The following is a 19,152-nucleotide window of genomic DNA, read 5'->3' on the forward strand; positions in this document are numbered from 1 at the left end:
GGAGCACGCGTTCTACCTGGACTACCAGAACGTGAAGGCCGATTACGTGAAGGCGATCTGGAACATCGTGAACTGGGCGGATGTCCAGGCACGGTTCGAGGCCGCCCGCGCGACGGGCTCCGGTCTGGTCATTCCCCAGGCCTGATCCCTCCGCGACGGACACAGTGATGGACGGCCGGTCCCCCGACGGGGACCGGCCGTTTTTCGCTATCGGAATCGGGCCGCCCTGGTTACGCTCGCCGCGTGAGCGTTCCCCCGGAGGATCTCGACCGGTTCGAAGCAGCCAGGTCCCACCTGGGTGCCGTCGCGTACCGCCTGCTCGGCTCGGCCGGTGACGCCGAGGACGCCGTGCAGGAGACCTATCTGCGTTGGGCCGCCGAGAGACGTGACGACATCGAGGTCCCTCGAGCCTGGCTCACCAGGGTCCTGACCAACCTGTGCCTGGATCAGCTGTCCTCCGCCCGCGCGCGCCGCGAGGACTACGTCGGTCAGTGGCTCCCCGAGCCGCTGCTGGACGGCGACCCTCTGCTGGGACCGGCGGAGACGACGGAGCAGCGCGACTCCGTCTCCCTCGCGCTCCTCGGGCTGCTCGAGGACCTCGCTCCCCAGGAGCGGGCTGTCTTCGTGCTCAAGGAGGCGTTCACCTACCCCCACGCCGAGATCGTCGAGATCCTCGGCACGACGGTCGCCGGCAGCCAGCAGGCCCTCGCGCGTGCGAGGAAGCGCCTCCGCCGGGGAGAACTCGAGGGAGAGCATGGCGCGAGCACCGATCCCGAGTCCGCTCGGGAGCTCGTCGAGGCCTTCCTCGAGGCCGCCACCGGCGGGGACCTCGACCCGCTCATCGGGTTGCTCAGCGAGAACGCGGTGAGCATCGCGGACGGCGGCGGGAAGGTCCCGGCGGCTCGTCGGCCGATCCTCGGGGCGCCGGCGATCGCCAAGCTGCTGCGCGGCGCCTTCCGTCCCACCCTGGCCAAACGGAACTTCCTCGGAGGTCCTCTCGAGCTCTACGCCGACGTCGTCAACGCCAGCCCAGCACTCATCGCCGCGAGCGGCGAACGGCTCGTCGGCATCATCGTCCTGAATCAGGTCGACGGGCTGATCCGGGACATCCGCATCCAGGCGAACCCGGCCAAGCTCGGGCGTGCGAGCGAGCGCTGGGAAACGGCACACCGCGGCGAGCCGCTCTCCAGCGCCTGGTGAGAGACCGGTTCACGCGATCACGTCAGGTTCTGGCGGGCTGTGTCGTCAAGCAGGCACACCCCTCAGGACAGCCAGGAGGCCCGTCATGTCGTATCGCATCCTCATCCTCGGCGCCGGATACGCCGGCGCCATCACCGACGGCATGCTGGCGCGCCGGCTCCGCCCCTCCGACGCGGAGATCACGCTCGTCAATGCCGCACCGCACTTCGTCGAGCGGGTGCGCATGCATCAGCTCGCCGTCGGCCAGCAGATCCCTGAGCGGCCGCTGCACGAGATGTTCGCCAGGACCCACCTGACCGTGGTCATCGACCGGGTGACCGCCCTCGACGTCGACGCCCACCAGGTGTCCCTCGCAGGGGGAGGGGTGCTCGAGTACGACTCCCTGGTGGTGGGGCTGGGCAGCACGCAGGCCCCGCCGGATGTCGAGGTCGCGGGCGACACGGTGCACACCGTCGCCGGCCGCGAGGAGGCCCTGCGGCTGCGTGGCGGCCTGCGCGCCCTCGGGCCCGGTCGCTCCGTGGTCGTCGTCGGCGGCGGGCTGACCGGGCTCGAGACCGCCACCGAGATCGCCGAGTCCCGCCCTGACCTCGACGTCTCCCTGCTGTCGCGGGGAGTGATCGGAAGCGACCTCGTCCCGAGAGGAGCACGGCACGTCCGCCGAGCACTTGATCGCCTCGGCATCACCGTCCGGGAGGGCGTGCGCGCCCAGGAGGTCACTCCCGACGCCGTGGTCACCGCTGATGGTCGCGCCCTGCCGGCGGATCTCGTGGTGTGGACGACGGGCTACGTCACCAACCCGCTCGCGGGGGCGAGCGCGCTGCAGACTCACGCGGACGGCCGCATCGTCGTCGACCGGGCGATGCGCTCGGTCTCCCACCCGGGCGTCTATGCCGTCGGCGACGCGGCACGCGCGATCGGCCACGGCGACAAGCCCCTGCGCATGTCCTGCGCTTCCGGGACCGCCATGGGCTGGCAGGCGGGCGAAGGGCTGCTCGCCGATCTGCGCGGGAAGCGCGCCCCGAAGTTCCCTCTCGCCTACGTCACCCGGTGCATCAGCCTGGGCCGACGGGACGGCCTGATCCAGGTGGTGCGCCCCGATGACACCCCGATCCCCGTGGTGCTGACGGGCCGGATCGGCGCCTGGGACAAGGAGCTCGTGTGCAAGGGCGCCGCGTTCGGGGCCGCGAACCCGACGCTCGGGATACCGATCCCCGCACGCCCCGTGCGATCCTCCTGAACCGCTCATTCCGCGCTGGCCGAATCGGGCGTGCGTTCGAGCGCGGAGCGGAGAGGAGACGAATCTGTGCAGAACCATTGCGCACGACGGAAATGATTCACCGAGAACGCCTCCGGGCCGCCGGGTTATCCCCAGGTGGGGATCGATAGGTGGATAACCGCCCCGGTGGAGACGAGATGACGCCGCTCAGTGCGGGAGCGCCTGATCCGTCGGCTGCTCCTGGGGTGCATGACGGTCGAGGAATTCGAGCATCGCCACCCGGTCGACGCCGGTGAAGGTGCCCGAGGGCATCGCCGCGAGCAGCGAGGCATGCAGTCGCGCCACCGGCCACACGGAGCCTTGCCAACGCTGCTCCTGTGCCGGCTCGGCCTGACGGCAGCAGTCCGGATCAGGGCATGACGAGGCGAAGCGCCGTGTGGTCTCGCGCCCGCGGAACCAGCGGGTGTGCTCGAACCGCGTGCCCACCGAGATGGAGAACTCGCCGCCCGGGCCGGACTCGATGTGGGAGGTGCACCAGTAGGTGCCGCCGGGCTTGTCGGTGTACTGGCAGTAGGGGCTCATGCGGTCCTCGCTCGTGAACACCTGCCGGGCGCTCCACCAGCGGCACACGATCTGGCCCTCCACCGCGCCCAGGGCATCTGTCGGGAAGCGCACCTCGTCGTTCTGATAGGCCTTGACGATTGCTCCGCTGAAATGCGTCTTCAGGAAATGGACGGGCAGCTCGAGATGGCGGGTCACCAGGTTCGTGAAGCGATGGGCGGCGATCTCGTAGCTCACGGAGAACTCGTCGCGCAGGTCCTCCACGGAGAGCTCGCGCTGGGTCTTCGCGGCCCGCAGGAACTGCACGGCGCCCGCCTCGGGCAGGAGCATGGCGCTGGCGAGGTAGTTGACCTCCACGCGCTGCCGCAGCAGGTCGCCGTAGTCGGCGGGCTCCTTCTCCCCGAGCACGTGGGCGGCGATCGCCTGCAGCACCGTCGTGCGCGGATCAGTGGTGCTGCGCTCACGCGGCAGGTAGATCCGCATGTTCTCGGCGTCGGTGATGCTGCGGGTGGAGTGGGGGAGATCCGCGACCGAGTGCAGCGTGAAGCCCAGCTCCGCGGCCAGCAGCGAGACCTTGCGGTGGGACAGCGGCCCGCCGGTGTGGTCGATCCGCGCGAGCAGCTCCTGAGCGGTCGCCTCGAGCTCGGGGTAGTAGTTGCCCGACCGGGCCTGCTCCTCGCGCAGCTGCCCGTTCACGCGCCGCGCCTCCTCGGGGGTCGCGGCCCGCTCGTGGTGCAGGCGCCCCAGCTCGTCGTGGAGGCGCAGGATCGTCTCGATCGCGGCATCGCTGAGAGAGCGGCGCACGGGAAGGTCCGGCAGGTCCAGGCCCTGGTAGAGCGCGCCGGCCTGGGCCTTCTCCAGGGCGATCTCGAGCGCGGCGCGGCGCGAGGGCGGCTCCTGGCGCAACAGATCCTCCTCGGCGACGTCGAGCACGCGGGCGATGCGCCGCAGCTCGCCCAGCCGCAGGTCGCGCCGCCCGTTCTCGATGACGGAGAGCTGGGAGGGGGCACGATCCAGGGCGGCGGCGAGCTCGCGCAGCGACATGCCGCGCTCGAGCCGCCGGGCACGGATGCGCCGGCCGATGGTGAGGCGGTCGGAGGAGTCGTCGGGGTCCACGTCGTCGTGTGCCATGGCGACAGCGTGCCATGCCGGAAGTTCCTCGCGCCAGAAATATGGCCGAAGTTCTCCCGTCGGACCCCTTCGACAGGGGGTTCTGCGCCTCCAGAGTGTGAGGACCCGACGAAGTTCGCCGGCAGCGTTCGATCCCGGAGGTCGGGCGCGGAGCAGCAGAGGAGTCCACCATGGAGCAGTTCATCCCCCGACCCGGTGACCAGAGCGTCACCGCCGACGAGCTCGCCGCCGCGTGGGATCTCGACCCGCGATGGAGCAGCGTGCGCCGTGACCACACCGCGGAGGACGTCGTCGCCCTCGCCGGTCCGGTCCGCGAGGAGCACACCCTCGCCCGGCGCGGATCCGAGACGCTCTGGGACCTCATCCAGCAGAACACCGAGGACCCCACCAGCTGGGTGCGGGCCCTGGGCGCCCTCACCGGCAACCAGGCCGTGCAGCAGGTGCGGGCCGGGCTGAAGGCCATCTACCTCTCCGGCTGGCAGGTCGCAGCGGACGCGAATCTCTCGGGCAAGACCTACCCCGACCAGTCGCTCTACCCGGTCAACTCGGTGCCCTCCGTCGTGCGGCGCATCAACAACGCGCTGCTGCGCGCCGCGCAGATCGAGCACGCCGAGACCGGCACCACCAGCCGGGACTGGACCGCACCGATCGTCGCGGATGCCGAGGCCGGCTTCGGCGGCCCGCTGAACGCCTACGAGCTGATGCTCTCGATGATCGAGGCGGGAGCCGCCGGCGTGCACTGGGAGGACCAGCTGGCCAGCGAGAAGAAGTGCGGCCACATGGGCGGCAAGGTGCTCGTGCCCACCTCGCAGCACGTGCGGACCCTCGGAGCAGCACGGCTAGCGGCCGACGTCGCCGGCGTCCCCTCGGTGATCATCGCCCGCACGGATGCCCTGGCGGCGACCCTGCTGACCAGCGACATCGATGAGCGGGACCGGGTGTTCCTCACCGGTGAGCGCACGGCGGAGGGCTTCTACGAGGTGCGGCCGGGCATCGACGCGGTGATCTCGCGCGGCCTGGCCTACGCGGAGTACGCGGATCTGCTGTGGGTCGAATCCGCGGAGCCGGACCTGGAGCTGGCCCGTGCGTTCGCCGAGCGCATCCACCAGGACTTCCCCGACCAGAAGCTCGCCTACAACTGCTCGCCGAGCTTCAACTGGAAGCGCCACCTCGACGATGCGCAGATCGCCGCGTTCCAGCGGGAGCTCGCCGCGATGGGCTACGCCTTCCAGTTCATCACCCTGGCCGGATTCCACTCCCTCAACCACGCGATGTTCGAGCTGGCGCACGGGTACGAGGAGAGCCAGATGTCGGCCTTCGTCGAACTGCAGGAGGCGGAGTTCGCGGCCGAGGCCTCCGGCTTCACCGCCCATCGCCACCAGGCCGAGGTGGGCACGGGGTACTTCGATCGGGTCTCGACGGCGCTGAACCCCAGCAGCAGCACCCTCGCCCTCGCGGGCTCCACCGAGACGGCACAGTTCCACTGATCCCCGTCCCCACCTCGCCCGTTTCACCGAACCCGCTGAACGCACTGAACCCACTGAACGCACTGAACTCACCGAGCCAGGAGCATCTGATGACTCTCACCCAGTCCACCCAGTCCACCCAGTCCACCCAGTCCGCCCAGTCCGCACGGACCTCGCGATCCGTCCCGGCCGGCCGGGACGGCTCACCGGATCAGAGCATGCGCGGCATGCTCGAGGTCGTCGGCCCGATGCAGGAGCGGTTCGACGAGATCCTCACGCCCGAGGCGCTGGACTTCGTCGCCGGCCTGCACGATCTCTTCGAGCACGACCGCTACCGGCTGCTGCGGGCCCGCAGCATGCGCCGCGAGTCGATCGGCGCCGGGGCGATGTTCGACTTCCTGCCCGAGACCGCCGCGATCCGGGAGGATCCGCACTGGCGGGTCGCCGGCGGCGGGCCCGGTCTGGAGGACCGTCGGGTCGAGATCACCGGTCCCACCGACCGCAAGATGACCGTCAATGCGATGAACTCCGGAGCCCGGGTGTGGCTCGCCGACCACGAGGATGCGCTCAGCCCCACCTGGGACAACATCATCGGCGGGCAGCTGAACCTGCACGACGCGATCCGTCGGCAGATCGACTTCGTCTCCGACCAGGGCAAGGAGTACCGCTTGGGGGAGGAGACCCCGACGATCGTGCTGCGCCCCCGCGGCTGGCACCTCAGCGAGTCCCATCTGCGCTACACCTGCCCGAGCGGACGCAGCGGCCGCGCGGTCGCCGCGCTGGTGGACTTCGGGCTCTACGCCTTCCACAACACCCAGGAGCTGATCGAGCGCGGCGTCGGTCCCTACTTCTACCTGCCGAAGCTCGAGTCCCATCTCGAGGCTCGGCTGTGGGACCAGGTGTTCACCGAGGCCGAGCGGCAGCTGGGCCTCGCCCACGGGACCATCCGCGCCACGGTGCTCATCGAGACCCTGCCCGCGGCGTTCGAGATGGAGGAGATCCTCTACGAGCTGCGCGACCACTGCGCCGGGCTCAATGCCGGGCGCTGGGACTACCTGTTCAGCATCATCAAGATGTTCCGCGACCGGGGCCGGCGGCGGGTGCTGCCGGACCGCTCGGAGCTGACGATGACCGTCCCGTTCATGCGGGCGTACACCGAGCTGCTGGTGAGCACGTGCCACCGTCGCGGCGCCCATGCGATCGGAGGGATGAGCGCCTTCATCCCCGATCGACGCGATCCGGAGGTGACGCGACAGGCGCTCGAGATGGTCTCGGACGACAAGCGCCGCGAGGCGACCGACGGCTTCGACGGCACCTGGGTGGCACACCCCGACCTGGTCCCTGCGGCGCAGGCCGAGTTCGACGCCGTGATGGGCGGATCCCCGCATCAGCTGCACCGACAGCGGGAGGACGTCCGCGTGACCGCCGAGGACCTGCTGGACATGCGGGTCGAGGGCGGGCAGATCACCGAGGCCGGAGTCCGACAGAACGTGCGCGTGGCCATGCGCTACCTGGACAGCTGGCTGCGTGGACAGGGCGCCGCGGCGATCGACCACCTCATGGAGGATGCCGCGACCGCCGAGATCTCCCGCTCCCAGCTGTGGCAGTGGATCAACCAGGGCGTGACCACGCAGGAGGGCATGCCGGTGGTCGCCGAGAAGGTCGAGTACCTGATCGAGCGGTGCGCCGAGGAGATGTCCCGTGAGGAGGGCAGCCGAGCGGAGGACGCCGCGGACCTGCTGAGCGAGGCGGTGCTCGGCGAGGTCTTCCCGGCCTTCCTCACCAATGCCGCCTACGACCGCCACCTCGGGTGAGAGCCAGGGGCGATCAGCGCAGACGGACCGTCGGGGCGAGTGCCCGGGCGGTCCGTCTGCTGTCGCCCCCGTGCCCTGGGGCGAAGGGGACGGAGGCTCGGTTCAGCGGCTCGCGACGCGATCCAGGAAGCGGCGGTGGAAGCGGATCTCGCCGGTGGACTCCGGATGGAAGGCCACCCCCAGCAGGTTCCCCTGCTCGGCGGCGACCACCCGCCCGTCCGCGAGGACGGCGAGGGCCGACGCCCCGGGGCCGACCTGCTCGATCAGCGGAGCGCGGATGAAGGCCGCGCGCACGGGCGGCGGTCCCAGCGCGGGCACCTCGAGATCGGTCTCGAAGGAGGCGATCTGCGCCCCGAAGGCGTTGCGCCGCACCGTCACGTCGAGACCGCCGATCGTCTCCTGACCAGCGGCGCCGTCCGCCAGATGGTCTGCGAGCAGGATCAGTCCGGCGCAGGTGCCCAGCACCGGAAGCCCGTCCGCGATCGCCGCGCGCAGCGGGTCCAGGAGGCCGACGGTGCGGGCGAGCCGGGTGATCGCGGTCGACTCCCCGCCGGGCAAGACGAGTCCGTCGAGCCCGTCGAGCTCCGTCGGCCGCCTCACGAGCGTGACCTGCGCGTCCAGCACCGCGAGCACGTGGGCGTGCTCGCGCACGTCGCCCTGCAGGGACAGGATCCCGATCAGCGGGGAGGCCCCGCCGGAGCTCACCAGCCGCGCTCGGCGAGCCGGTGCGGGGCGGGGAGGTCGGCCACGTTGATGCCGACCATCGCCTCGCCGAGCCCGCGCGAGACCTCGGCGATCACGGACGGATCGTCGTAGAAGGTCGTCGCCCTGACGATCGCGGCGGCGCGCTCGGCCGGGTTGCCGGACTTGAAGATGCCGGAGCCGACGAAGACCCCGTCGGCCCCCAGCTGCATCATCATCGCGGCATCGGCGGGAGTGGCCACGCCACCGGCGGTGAACAGCACCACGGGCAGCGTGCCGGTCTCGGCGACCTCCTTGACCAGCGCGTACGGGGCCTGCAGGTCCTTCGCGGCGAGGTACAGCTCGTCCTCGCTCTTGGCCGCGAGCGCCCGGATCTCCGCGGTGATCGTACGGATGTGCTTGGTGGCCTCGGAGACGTCGCCGGTGCCGGCCTCGCCCTTGGAGCGGATCATGGCCGCCCCCTCGGTGAGGCGCCGCAGGGCCTCGCCGAGGTTCGTCGCGCCGCACACGAAGGGCACGGTGAAGCGGTGCTTGTCGATGTGGTGGACGTAGTCCGCCGGGGAGAGCACCTCGGACTCGTCGATGTAGTCCACGCCCAGCTCCTGCAGCACCTGGGCCTCGACGAAGTGGCCGATCCGGGCCTTGGCCATCACCGGGATCGAGACCGCGTCGATGATCCCGTCGATCATGTCGGGGTCGCTCATGCGGGAGACGCCGCCCTGGGCGCGGATGTCGGCCGGGACGCGCTCGAGGGCCATGACGGCGACCGCGCCGGCGTCCTCGGCGATCTTGGCCTGTTCCGCCGTGACGACGTCCATGATGACGCCGCCCTTCAGCATCTCGGCCATGCCGCGCTTGACCGTGCCCGTCCCGGTGTCCGTGACGGTGCCGGTGGTCGCCGGGGTGCTGGGGGTCTCGGTGGTGGTGTTCATAAGGGTGTCCTTGTCGCTCGCGCGGCGCGGGCCGACGGCATCCGACGCGTCGACCCTCCCTGCACCACATTGGCCTAGGCCAAAAACTAGCATGGCACAGGCCAACACCCGTCGCCCGCTCGCCAGGAGTCCACGATCCGGGACCGTGCAGGGGGATCGACCCTTAGACTCGAGCGGATGAGCACGGACAACGCCCCGGGGATCAGCGGCAGCACCGCCGTCGAGATCGCCGACAGCGTGCGCGCTCTCGTGGACCGCGGCGAGTTGGCGCCCGGCGACCTGCTGCCACCGGTGCGTGCCCTCGCCGAGCAGCTCGGCATCAACCGCAACACCGCCGTCGCCGCGTATCGCCACCTCGCCCGCTCGGGCGTCGTCGTCTCCCAGGGCCGCGCCGGCACCCGGATCGCGCAGCGCGCCGCGGTCGCGCAGGAGGGCTTCGCCGCCGCCGGATCCCTCCGCGACGTGGGCACCGGCAACCCCGATCCGCAGCTGATCCCCGATCTCGGGCCGGCGCTCGCCGCCGCCGGAGGCCGCCCCGTGCTGTACGGCGAGCCCGTCATCGACCGCGACCTCGAGCGGTGGGCGCGGGACTGGATGGCGGCCGACGCCCCCGCCGCCGTGGAGGACGTGCGCCTCACCCTCACCAGCGGTGCCGTCGACGCGGTCGAGCGGCTCCTCGCCCAGGCGCTCCAGCGCGACGACGCCGTCGCCCTCGAGGACCCCTGCTTCCTGGCCAGCATCCACCTCTCCCGTATCGGCGGATATCGTGCCGTGCCTGTCCCGGTCGACGCTGAGGGCATGACCGTCGACGGGCTGCGTCATGCCCTCGACCAGGGAGTCCGCGCCGTCGTCAGCACCCCGCGCGCGCAGAACCCCACCGGTGCCTCGCTCAGCGCCCGCCGTGCCGAGCAGCTGCGCGACGTCCTCGCCGAGCACCCGTACGTGCTGGTCATCCAGGACGACTACTACTCGTTCCTCTCCCAGCAGCCCTTCCACTCGATCATCGGCCCCGAGCATCGGCGCTGGGCGCTGGTGCGGTCCGTCTCGAAGTTCGTGGGCCCGGACATGTGCCTGGCCGTCACCGCGACCGACCCCGACACCGCCGGCCGGCTCGCCCTGCGGCTCAGCCCCGGCACCACCTGGGTCAGCCATCTGCTGCAGCGGATCACGCATGCGGTGATGGCCGCTCCCGAGTCCCTGGAGCTCATCCACCGGGCCGGCGCCCACTACGCCGAGCGGAACGCCGCCTTCGCCGCACACCTGACCGCGCTGGGCCTGCCGGTCGAGGCGGGGGACGGGATGAGCCTGTGGGTCCCCGTCCCGGTGCCCGCGCGCGAGGTCGCGGACCGCCTCATGCGTCGCGGCTGGCTCGTGCGCACGGGGGACGAGTTCCGCCTCGTCGCGACCGGCGCCCCCTCGCACCACCTGCGGCTGACCGTGCACGACCTCTCCGAGGACGACGCCCGGTCGCTCGCCGCCGACGTCGCCGGTGCCGCGGACATCCCCGCCATTGCTGACGTCGCCGGGACCGTCCGGAGCCCGGCGTAGCGCCGCTGCCGGATCAGAGCGCCCGGATCACCCGCGCGGGATTGCCCACGGCGAGCACGTTCGCCGGGATGTCCTTCGTGACCACGGCCGACGCACCGATCACCGAGTTGTCCCCGATCGTGACGCCCGGCAGCACCGTGACGCCGCCGCCGAGCCACACGTTGTCCCCGATCGTGATCGGCTCCGCCCGCTCGAGGCCCTCGCGACGGGGAGCCGGCTCGGTGGGATGGATCGGGGTCAGCAGCTGGACGTTCGGGCCGATCTGGCAGTCGTCCCCGATGGTGATCGTCGCGACGTCCGCCGCCGTGAGGTAGTAGTTCACGAAGGTGCGGGCACCGATCCGCACATTGCTGCCGTAGTCCAGCGACAGCGGCGGCCGCACCACAGTCTCCGCGCCGACCCCGCCCAGGAGCTCGATCAGCAGGTCACGAGCCTCCGGAGCGTCGTCGAGCCACGCTCGGTGGTAGCGATCGGCGAGCTGGGCGGCCTGCAGCTGGAGCGCCCCGAGCTCCTCGTCGGAGAGGTACCAGTCACCGGCGAGCATGCGCTCGTGCTGAGTGCGGTCATCGTCGGGAGCAGAGGTGCTGAGCATGGGATCGAGCGTAGCGGGAGGGGGAGCGGGTCAGCCCAGCGCGCCGAACCACGGGCGGCAGACTCCCTCCTCGGTGGGGGCCGAGGTGATCTCCAGCAGGTGCCCGCTGTCGGTGCGCACGAACGTCGGCGAGTAGTTCGGGCAGTAGTTGTTCCACGGCTCCTCGACAGGCACCGGAGCGGGCTCGGTCACCCAGCGGACCCTGCCGCTCAGCGTCCTGTTCTGGGAGCGGAGCACGACCTGCCCGTTGTCCGGGCCCGGGTCGCCGTCGGGACCGTAGTGCATCTGGGAGCCCAGCACCACCGAGCCGTCGGCGTCGATCGTGAGCGTCGGAGTGTGGCGCGGTTCGGTGCCGTCGGCCGCCCGGATCACCTCGTCCCGGGACGTGACCGGGCCCCAGTCGCGAGGGTCGTCGGCGGTGCGCACGTAGCTGCGGCAGAGGTTTTCGGGACCGCAGATCTCATAGCTCATGGCCCAGCGGCCATCGCGCAGCCGGCGCACATTGGGCATGCCGGGCCGTGCGTCGGGATCCTCCAGCTCGATCGTCGGCGTCGGATCAGTCCAGGTCAGAGCGTCGGTCGAGGTCTGCTGAACGATCTTCTGCGAGTGGTTCTCCCCGTCGGTCTCGTCGCAGTACCAGAGCACCAGGGTGTCGTCGTCGGCCACCGCGAACTCCGGCTCCCACAGACCGCCCTCGTTCTCCGCGACCGCGGTGATCGCGATCCGCTCCCAGCTGCGGCCGAGGTCGGTACTCGCCCAGATCCGGATCGACATCCGTCGGTCCGTGGCGTCGGCGCCGACGGAGGCGCTCCAGAGCAGGGTGCCCTCGGGGAGGTCGCCGAGGGGCCGGGGCAGCTCGAACAGTGTGGCGCAGCACAGGCCCTCCCCGGCCTCGAGCGCTTCATCGGAGACGGTTCCCACCTGCGTGAACGTGGCGCCGCTGTCGGTCGACTCCCAGATCCCGCCATAACCGGAGGGGCCGTCGAAGGAGACCACCGAGGCGAGCAGGCGATCGTTCGCGGTGCGCTGGTGGGCCAGACGGATCACGCGCGGGTAGAGGCCGGTGTCGTCGAGCAGGAGCTGCGGGGGCCGGTCCTGCTGACGGCCGGTGCCACCGCGTCCGGGGCTGCCGGCACCGAGGGCGGGCGCAGCGACTCCGAGAGCGGCAGTGCTGGTCAGCGCTGCGGTCAGGACGGTGGTGAGGGTTCGTCGTCGCATGGTGGGTCACTTCCTGGTCTGCAGCCGGAACATGGCCCAGCTGATCGGGGGCAGAGGCGCGGTGAGGCCGTCCGGGGTGACGGCCGCGCCGTCATGCGGGCGGGGGACGACGGCGTCGGGGTCGTCGGCCGTGTTCACCGCGTGGGGGTCGTCCTCGTGGAGGATCGAGGCGTCCAGGAGCTCGAGATCCCCGAAGCCTCCGAGCGGCACGACGAGGTCAAGCGCCTGGTCGGGGGAGCGGTTCACGGCGAACACCGTGAGCCGCCCGGCGTCCTCGTCCCAGGTGGCCACCGCATCGAGGAGGGTGGCCGTTCCGTGCTTCGCAGTGTCGATCGTGGGCGAGTCGATCGCGGTGCGCAGCACCTGCCCGCTCGCATGCCGGGAGGTCATGGCGAAGGGATGGAAGATCGTCTGCCGCCAGGCCGGGCCGCCCGGGGTGGTGCGGATCGGGCCGAGCACGTTGACCAGCTGCGCCTGCGAGGCCGAGGCCACGCGATCGGTATGCCGCAGCAGGCTGATCAGCAGCGATCCCACCACCACGGCGTCCTGCGCGGTGTAGGTGGATTCGGCGAAGCGGGGCGCCTCCGGCCAGTCGTCGCCGCCCGGCTCCTCGCCGGTGTCGCCGTCGGGATTGGTCACGTTCCACTCGTCGAAGCTGATCTGGAGGCGCTTGTCGCGCTTGAGGGTGGCTCGCACGTGATCGCTCGTGGCCACGACCGCTTCGATATAGGAATCCATGTCGACTGCCGACGCGAGATACGAGGCCGCATCGCCCTCCTCGCCGCGGTAGTACACGTGCGCCGAGAGCATGTCGATGTCGTCGTAGCAGGCCTCGAGCACGGCCTGCTCCCAGGCCCCGAAGGTGGGCATCGAGGAATGGGAGGAGCCGCAGGCCACGAGTTCGAGCTCGGAACCGGTGCGGCGCATCGCCCGGGCGGTCTCCGCAGCGAGCCGGGCGTAGTCCTCGGCGGGGCGGTGACCGATCTGCCAGGGCCCGTCCATCTCGTTGCCCAGGCACCACATACGGATCCCGTACGGCTCGGGATGACCGTTGGCCGCCCGACGATCCGCGAGCTCCGTGCCGACCGGGGCGTTGGCGTACTCGAGCACGTCGAGGGCCTCCTGCACCCCGCGGGTGCCGAGGTTGACGGCGTACATCGGCTCGACGCCCGCCTTCTCCGCCCAGGCCATGAACTCGTCCAGGCCGAAGGCGTTGGTCTCGGTGGAGTGCCAGGCGAGATCGGGACGGCGCGGGCGCTGCTCGGCCGGGCCGACGCCGTCCTCCCAGCGATAGCCGGAGACGAAGTTGCCGCCGGGATAGCGGACGGAGCTCACCCCCAGCTCACCGGTCAGCGCCAGGACGTCCTGGCGGAACCCGTCGGCGTCGGCCGAGGGATGGCCGGGTTCGAAGATCCCGGTGTACACGCAGCGCGCCATGTGCTCGACGAAGCTGCCGAAGGTGCGGCGGCGCACGGGACCGACCCGGTGCGCCGGGTGGAGGTGGACTGTGCCGTGCAGGGTCATCGGTGACTCCTTCGGCCGCGGTGTTCGACGGTGGAGGTGCTCCGCGGCCGGGTGCTTGCCGAGCTTAGTTCAACGATGTACCTTGTGCCACACCTCACAGTGAACTTTCTGGGACGAGGGGTCGGACGGCCGATGGGGGCCTCCCGACGAAGCACCCCGGAACGGCGCGTGCCCACCGGGTGGCCTCGAGGACGAGGCAGATCGGATGACGATGAGACGACGACGTTTCCTCACCGGTGCCGCCGGGGCCGCAGCGGCCGCCGCCGCGGGTGTCACGGCAGGCTGCGGCAACCTTCATTCCTCCGACCCCGACGTTCTGACCTTCATGTTCCGCGGTTCCACCGAGGAGCGCGACGTGTTCTCACGGGCTGTCGCGGTGTTCGAGGAGCGCACCGGCTACGAGGTCCAGATCATCTCTACCTCGGCGGATCAGTACGCCACCAAGCTGCAGACGGCGATCCTCGGGAACTCCGTGCCGGATGTCTTCTACCTCGAGCCGCCTCGCACGATGGCGTACGTGACCAACGGAGTGCTCGCGGACCTCACGCCCTATGTCGAGGCGACCGATCTCCCGGTCGACGACATCTGGACCGCGGGCCTGGACCTCTACCGTTTCGACGGCGAGCAGATCGGGAAGGGCCCGTTGTACGCGATGCCCAAGGACCTCGGCCCCTTCTCCTTCGGCTATAACAAGACCCTCTTCGAGGAGATGGGTGTCGAGCCCCCGGATCCGGACGTGCCGCTGGACTGGGACGAGTTCCTCGAGCGCTGCCAGGCGCTTACGGGGGACCGTGACGGCGACGGCGCCACCGACGCCTGGGGCACCTCGGTGAACATCGGCGCCGAGATCCACTCCTATGTGTGGTCCAACGGCGGGGACTGGCTCAGCGAGGACGCCCGCACCATCACCATCGACACTCCCGAGTTCGCCGAGGCGCTGCAGTACATCGTGGACCTGCGCGAGGTGCACGGCGTGACCCCGTCGATCAACGAGACCGAAGGGATGGACGGATATCAGCGCTGGCTCCGGGGACAGATCGGCTTCTTCCCTGTCGCCCCGTGGGATCTGACCCTGTACCGCACGCTCGACTTCGAATTCGACCTGTGCCCCTACCCGGCCGGTCGCACCGGGGTCTCCGCGACGAACATCGGCTCGCTGGGCATCGGCGTTTCGGCCAAGAGCCTCCGGCCGGACCGGGCCGCCGAGCTCGCGATGTTCCTGGCATGCGACCCCGAGGCACAGGCGATCATCGTCGGCGAGGGCCAGACCATCCCCAACACGCGCTCCCACGCCGCCGAGTGGGTGAAGGACACCTCGATCGAGCCGCGGAACAAGCAGGAGTATCTCGACATCGTCGAGGACTACGGACACTTCGTGCCCAACGCCCTCACGTACACACCGGAGTGGATGGATGCCTTCTTCACCAACATCCAGCCCGTCCTCGAGGCCCGCGCCGACGTCGGTGAGTACCTCGCGGCGACCCAGCCGGTTATGCAGGACTTCCTGGACAGCGCCCGCGAGCAGTTCCGCATCGACCAGGAGGCGAACGCCCGATGAGCGCCACCACGACCACGGGGACCGGCGATCTCCACCGCTCTGAACGGAGGTGGGGGCGTCTGTTCATCGCCCCGCCCGTGATCGGCTTCGCCCTCTTCGCCCTCGCCCCGCTGCTGTTCTCCCTGTACGCGGCGTTCACGCACTGGAACGGGCTCTCCGCCCCGCTGTTCTCCGGGTTCGCGAACTTCCGCACCATGGCCGGCGACCCGCAGTTCTGGCAGTCCCTCGGCAACACCCTCTTCCTCATGATCGGGGTGCCGATCGGCCTGGCGATCTCCCTGATCCTCGCTCTCGCGCTGAACCGGCAGATGCCCGGTCGCGCCGCCTTTCGGGTCATCTACTACCTGCCCGGCGTCTCGTCGGTCGCAGCCATCGCGATCCTGTGGCAGTGGGCGCTGAACGGGGACTTCGGCCTGGTCAACCAGCTGCTGGCCGCCGTCGGCATCGACGGGCCCAACTGGCTCGCCGAGAAGCACTGGGTCAAGCCGGCGCTGATCCTCATGGGGGTCTGGAAGGGCATCGGCTTCTCCACGCTGCTCTACCTCGCCGCGCTGCAGTCCGTGCCGCGCACCCTGCTAGAGGCCGCGATGCTCGACGGAGCCGGCGCCTGGCTGCGCTTCCGCCACGTGATCCTGCCGATGCTCAGCCCGGTCACGTTCTTCCTGGTCGTCACCGGGATCATCGGCGGGGCGCAGATGTTCGCGGAGATCAACATCATGACCCCGACGGGCGGTCCGGAGTTCGGCTCCGCCACCATCGTCTGGTACATCTGGCAGCAGGGCTTCCAGAACCTCCAGCTGGGGTACGCGACCGCCATGAGCCTGGTCCTGGGGCTGATGATCTTCCTGGTCACAGCCGTCCAGTTCTACCTCAACTCCCGCAACATTTTCACGGTGGAATGAGGAGGCCCCCATGGCTACCACCAGCGCCATCCCGACCACGCCCCTGCAGACCTCCGGGGTCGAGCCCGACGCGGTGCGACGCCGACGGCGTCGGAGCGATCGCCGCTTCGGCTCCACGGCCGACGTCGTCATCTTCATCGCCCTGTGCCTGGGCGCCTTCACCATGCTGCTGCCGCTGGCGTGGATGCTCTCCACCTCTCTGAAGACGCAGGAGAATGTCTTCCTCCTGCCGCCGCAGTGGATCCCGCGCCCTGCCGAATGGGGGAACTACCTGCGGATCTGGGAGGCCGGGCCGTTGCTGCGAGGCATCGTCAACTCCTCGATCGTCTCGCTCACGGTGATCACCATCGGCACGATCACCTCCTGCTACGCGGCCTACGGCTTCTCAAAGATGCGGATCCCCGGGAAGAACGGGATCTTCCTGGCCCTGCTGGGCGGCATCATGATCCCCTTCCCAGCGCTCATGATCCCCACCTTCATGCTGTTCTCGACGATCGGCTGGGTGGACACCCTGCTGCCGCTCATCGTGCCCGGCCTGTTCGGCAACCTCATGATGGTGTTCTTCCTGCGCCAGTACTTGATGAGCGTGCCCGATTCGCTCATCGAGGCGGCGGTGATCGACGGAGCCACCCACCCGCAGATCTTCGCCCGTATCGTGCTGCCACTGATCCGCCCCGCGATCGCCGCGCAGCTGATCCTGTGGTTCATGGGCACCTGGAACGACTACCTGGGCCCGATCATCTACCTGAACTCGGAGAACGTGCAGACCCTTCAGCTGGTGATCGCGAACTTCAACGCCACCTACGCGGTCCAGACCGACTATCCGCTGATCATGGCGGCCTCGATCGTGGCACTGCTGCCGGTGCTCGGCGTGTTCCTGCTGTTCCAGCGGCAGATCATCGAGTCCATCGCCCTGACCGGCAACAAGGCGTGAGGCGGTGACGGGGGCGGGGACCGGGATCACGGCGACCGGGCACACGGCTGCCGGAGCGCCCGAACCAGCCGGAGCGGCGGAGGGGTCTTCAGCTGCTGGGGGCGTGATGGCGGCTCTGGCCTGGGTGCCGCGCCTGGTCGCGCTCCACCTGGCATGGGTGGCTCTCGTCCTTCTGGGCGCCGTCGTGGCCGGCATCGCGCCGGCCACGACCACGCTGGTCGCCGTGCTGCGCAGGCGGGACGAGCTCGAGGCGGTCGACGGATCGCGCGGACTCGTGGCCGCCGTGCTGCGTCGCTACCGCGTAGAGTTCATGCCTGCCAATCGCGCGGCAGGCCCCTTTGTGCTGATCGCGCTGGCAGCGGCAGCGAACGTGGCCCTCGGAGTTGCCGGCGCGCTGCCGGAATGGTTCTTCCCGGCAGGGTTCGCCGTGTCGATTCTGCTCGCGGCGGGCATGACGCTCGCGGCCTTCCACGCGATCGCCCTGCACGAGCTGCGGCCGTCGGCCCCGGCACCGACCATCTGGCGCGGTGCGCTCGCCGGTGTGGTGCTGCTCCCGCTCGCCTCGGCATCCTTCACGATCACCGTCCTCGCGGCGCTGACGATCTCGGCAGTCATCCAGCCGCTCGCGCTGTTGGCCGGAGGTGGGATCCTGATCGCCGTGACCAGCTCCCTCCTCGTGCGCTCCTGGCAGATCCGGCTCGATGCCGCCATGCCCCGGCCAGCGGTGGCGCTATGAGCACGCCCCGCCCGCGCAACGTCACCATGCGGGACATCGCCGAGCAGCTCGGCGTGTCGATCAAGACGGTCTCGAACGTGGTCAACGACCGGCCCAATGTCGGGCCGCTCACCCGGGTCCGGGTCCAGGAGGCGATCCGCGTGCTGAACTACCGCCCCCAGGTCGGAGCGCAGCAGATGCGCACCGGCACCAGTGGACTCATCACGCTGGCGATCCCGTCCCTGGCCGGCACGTACTTCTCCGAGCTCGCGCAGGCCTTCGCCGACGAGGCGCAGCGGCGTCGGCGCAGCATCATGCTCCACAGCACCGCAGGCGGTCGCGAGGAGGAGCACAGCGTGCTGGCCGGATTCACGCGGGTGCTCGGCGACGGCGTCGTGTTCAATCCGCTGCTGATCGGCGAGGACAGGCTCGCCCACCTCGGCCGCACCATCCTGCCCACCGTGTTCATCGGTGAGCACGTCGAGGAGGCAGGTCTCCCCGCCGGCAGTGACTACGTGCGCACCGACAATCGCGGCGCCGCGCACGAGGCGACCGCCCACCTGCAGGCCCTGGGGCGACGCCGCATCGCCTATCTCGGCGCCCTCGACTCCTCCGAGGCCCAGCAGGCACACTCCACCAGCCGACTGCGGCTGGACGGGTACGACCGAGCGCTCAAGGCCGCGGGCGGGGTCTCCCCGGTGATCCAGACGGTGCCCGGCTGGAACCAGGAGGGCGGTCTCGAAGCTGTGCGCACCCTCCTGCAAGAGCACCCGGAGGTCGACGCAATCGTGTGCGGCAACGACGACCTCGCCCGGGGTGCCCTGTTGGGCCTGCGCGGGATGGGGATCGACGTGCCCGGCCAGGTCTCGGTGATCGGTCATGACAACATCCTCGAGGCCCCGTTCACCTCGCCGCCGCTGACCACCATCGATCCGGACAAGCGGAACCTGGCCGCGACGGTGCTGGACCTGCTGCTCGAACGCATCGGCGGCCATGACGGGCCGCCCCGCGTTGTCGAGGCCCCTTACAGACTCGTCGAGCGGGGGAGCACAGCAGCGCGCCGGTGAGGCCAGCGGCAACGGCGCGCTCTCTTGACACCGGCGACCAGGCCGGGAAAGATTATGCAAGACGCTTTCGAA

At 70.2% G+C, this 19,152-nt stretch carries 17 protein-coding genes; 11 read left to right on the forward strand and 6 right to left on the reverse strand.

Annotation, left to right across the window (positions count from 1 at the left end):
• The 3 genes from CIK71_RS11045 to CIK71_RS11055 form a co-directional block, all read left to right on the forward strand.
• The coding region (locus CIK71_RS11045; protein WP_217990167.1) for a Fe-Mn family superoxide dismutase at positions 1-145 on the forward strand (145 nt) is incomplete at its 5' end.
• Positions 146-243: 98 nt separating this feature from the next.
• Positions 244-1,200: a sigma-70 family RNA polymerase sigma factor gene (locus CIK71_RS11050; RefSeq protein ID WP_096165736.1), complete on the forward strand. Its 957-nt coding sequence runs from the start codon at positions 244-246 to the stop codon at positions 1,198-1,200.
• An 85-nt stretch (positions 1,201-1,285) separates the two neighbouring features.
• On the forward strand, positions 1,286-2,437 hold the full coding sequence (locus CIK71_RS11055; protein ID WP_096165737.1) for an NAD(P)/FAD-dependent oxidoreductase: 1,152 nt from the start codon (positions 1,286-1,288) through the stop codon (positions 2,435-2,437).
• Between the two features lie 186 nt (positions 2,438-2,623).
• Here the strand turns inward: CIK71_RS11055 and CIK71_RS11060 are convergent, their stop codons facing one another.
• Positions 2,624-4,108, reverse strand: coding sequence for a helix-turn-helix transcriptional regulator (locus tag CIK71_RS11060; protein ID WP_096165738.1), 1,485 nt, complete (start codon positions 4,106-4,108; stop codon positions 2,624-2,626).
• A gap of 170 nt (positions 4,109-4,278) precedes the next feature.
• Between CIK71_RS11060 and aceA the strand changes: the two genes are divergently transcribed.
• Together aceA and aceB are read left to right on the forward strand one after the other, a co-directional pair.
• Positions 4,279-5,595 (forward strand): isocitrate lyase, encoded by a 1,317-nt coding sequence (gene aceA / locus CIK71_RS11065; RefSeq protein ID WP_096165739.1) that lies wholly within the window; start codon positions 4,279-4,281, stop codon positions 5,593-5,595.
• 89 nt (positions 5,596-5,684) lie between these two features.
• Positions 5,685-7,388, forward strand: coding sequence for a malate synthase A (aceB, locus tag CIK71_RS11070; protein ID WP_096165740.1), 1,704 nt, complete (start codon positions 5,685-5,687; stop codon positions 7,386-7,388).
• A gap of 102 nt (positions 7,389-7,490) precedes the next feature.
• On the opposite strand, the gene pdxT is transcribed toward aceB, so the two are convergent.
• Both pdxT and pdxS read right to left on the reverse strand, forming a co-directional pair.
• Complete coding sequence (gene pdxT, locus CIK71_RS17875) at positions 7,491-8,093, reverse strand: pyridoxal 5'-phosphate synthase glutaminase subunit PdxT (protein WP_245857501.1); 603 nt, start codon at positions 8,091-8,093, stop codon at positions 7,491-7,493.
• Positions 8,090-9,022: a pyridoxal 5'-phosphate synthase lyase subunit PdxS gene (pdxS, locus tag CIK71_RS17880; RefSeq protein WP_217990168.1), complete on the reverse strand. Its 933-nt coding sequence runs from the start codon at positions 9,020-9,022 to the stop codon at positions 8,090-8,092. Before pdxS ends, pdxT begins: the two co-directional genes overlap by 4 nt.
• Positions 9,023-9,199: 177 nt before the next feature.
• On the opposite strand from pdxS, the gene CIK71_RS11080 reads away from it, so the two are divergent.
• A complete protein-coding gene (locus tag CIK71_RS11080; protein ID WP_096165741.1) occupies positions 9,200-10,570 on the forward strand; it encodes an aminotransferase class I/II-fold pyridoxal phosphate-dependent enzyme in 1,371 nt (456 codons plus the stop codon).
• Positions 10,571-10,583: 13 nt separating this feature from the next.
• Here CIK71_RS11080 and CIK71_RS11085 read toward each other — a convergent pair whose 3' ends face one another.
• The 3 genes from CIK71_RS11085 to arfA are packed head-to-tail and all read right to left on the reverse strand — an operon-like array spanning position 10,584 to position 13,904.
• Complete coding sequence (locus CIK71_RS11085) at positions 10,584-11,162, reverse strand: sugar O-acetyltransferase (RefSeq protein WP_096165742.1); 579 nt, start codon at positions 11,160-11,162, stop codon at positions 10,584-10,586.
• A gap of 30 nt (positions 11,163-11,192) precedes the next feature.
• Positions 11,193-12,380, reverse strand: coding sequence for a sialidase/neuraminidase family protein (locus CIK71_RS11090; protein ID WP_096165743.1), 1,188 nt, complete (start codon positions 12,378-12,380; stop codon positions 11,193-11,195).
• Positions 12,381-12,386: 6 nt separating this feature from the next.
• Positions 12,387-13,904: an arabinosylfuranosidase ArfA gene (gene arfA / locus CIK71_RS11095; protein WP_096165744.1), complete on the reverse strand. Its 1,518-nt coding sequence runs from the start codon at positions 13,902-13,904 to the stop codon at positions 12,387-12,389.
• A 205-nt stretch (positions 13,905-14,109) separates the two neighbouring features.
• Here arfA and CIK71_RS11100 point away from each other — a divergent pair, with 205 nt between their 5' ends.
• The 5 genes from CIK71_RS11100 to CIK71_RS11120 all read left to right on the forward strand — a co-directional run bounded on the left by CIK71_RS11100 (position 14,110) and on the right by CIK71_RS11120 (position 19,080).
• Entirely contained in the window at positions 14,110-15,462 is a 1,353-nt protein-coding gene (locus CIK71_RS11100; protein WP_245857504.1) for an ABC transporter substrate-binding protein, read from the forward strand.
• A complete protein-coding gene (locus CIK71_RS11105) occupies positions 15,459-16,364 on the forward strand; it encodes a carbohydrate ABC transporter permease (RefSeq protein WP_096165745.1) in 906 nt (301 codons plus the stop codon). The genes CIK71_RS11100 and CIK71_RS11105 overlap by 4 nt, the downstream gene beginning before the upstream one ends.
• Before the next feature lie 10 nt (positions 16,365-16,374).
• Positions 16,375-17,298: a carbohydrate ABC transporter permease gene (locus CIK71_RS11110; RefSeq protein ID WP_096165746.1), complete on the forward strand. Its 924-nt coding sequence runs from the start codon at positions 16,375-16,377 to the stop codon at positions 17,296-17,298.
• Positions 17,299-17,404: 106 nt separating this feature from the next.
• A complete protein-coding gene (locus tag CIK71_RS11115) occupies positions 17,405-18,034 on the forward strand; it encodes a DUF624 domain-containing protein (protein WP_096165747.1) in 630 nt (209 codons plus the stop codon).
• Positions 18,031-19,080, forward strand: coding sequence for a LacI family DNA-binding transcriptional regulator (locus tag CIK71_RS11120; protein WP_096165748.1), 1,050 nt, complete (start codon positions 18,031-18,033; stop codon positions 19,078-19,080). The genes CIK71_RS11115 and CIK71_RS11120 overlap by 4 nt, the downstream gene beginning before the upstream one ends.
• Positions 19,081-19,152: the final 72 nt, after the last annotated feature.

This window comes from Brachybacterium alimentarium (assembly GCF_002332425.1).
In the GTDB taxonomy this organism is placed as follows: domain Bacteria; phylum Actinomycetota; class Actinomycetes; order Actinomycetales; family Dermabacteraceae; genus Brachybacterium; species Brachybacterium alimentarium.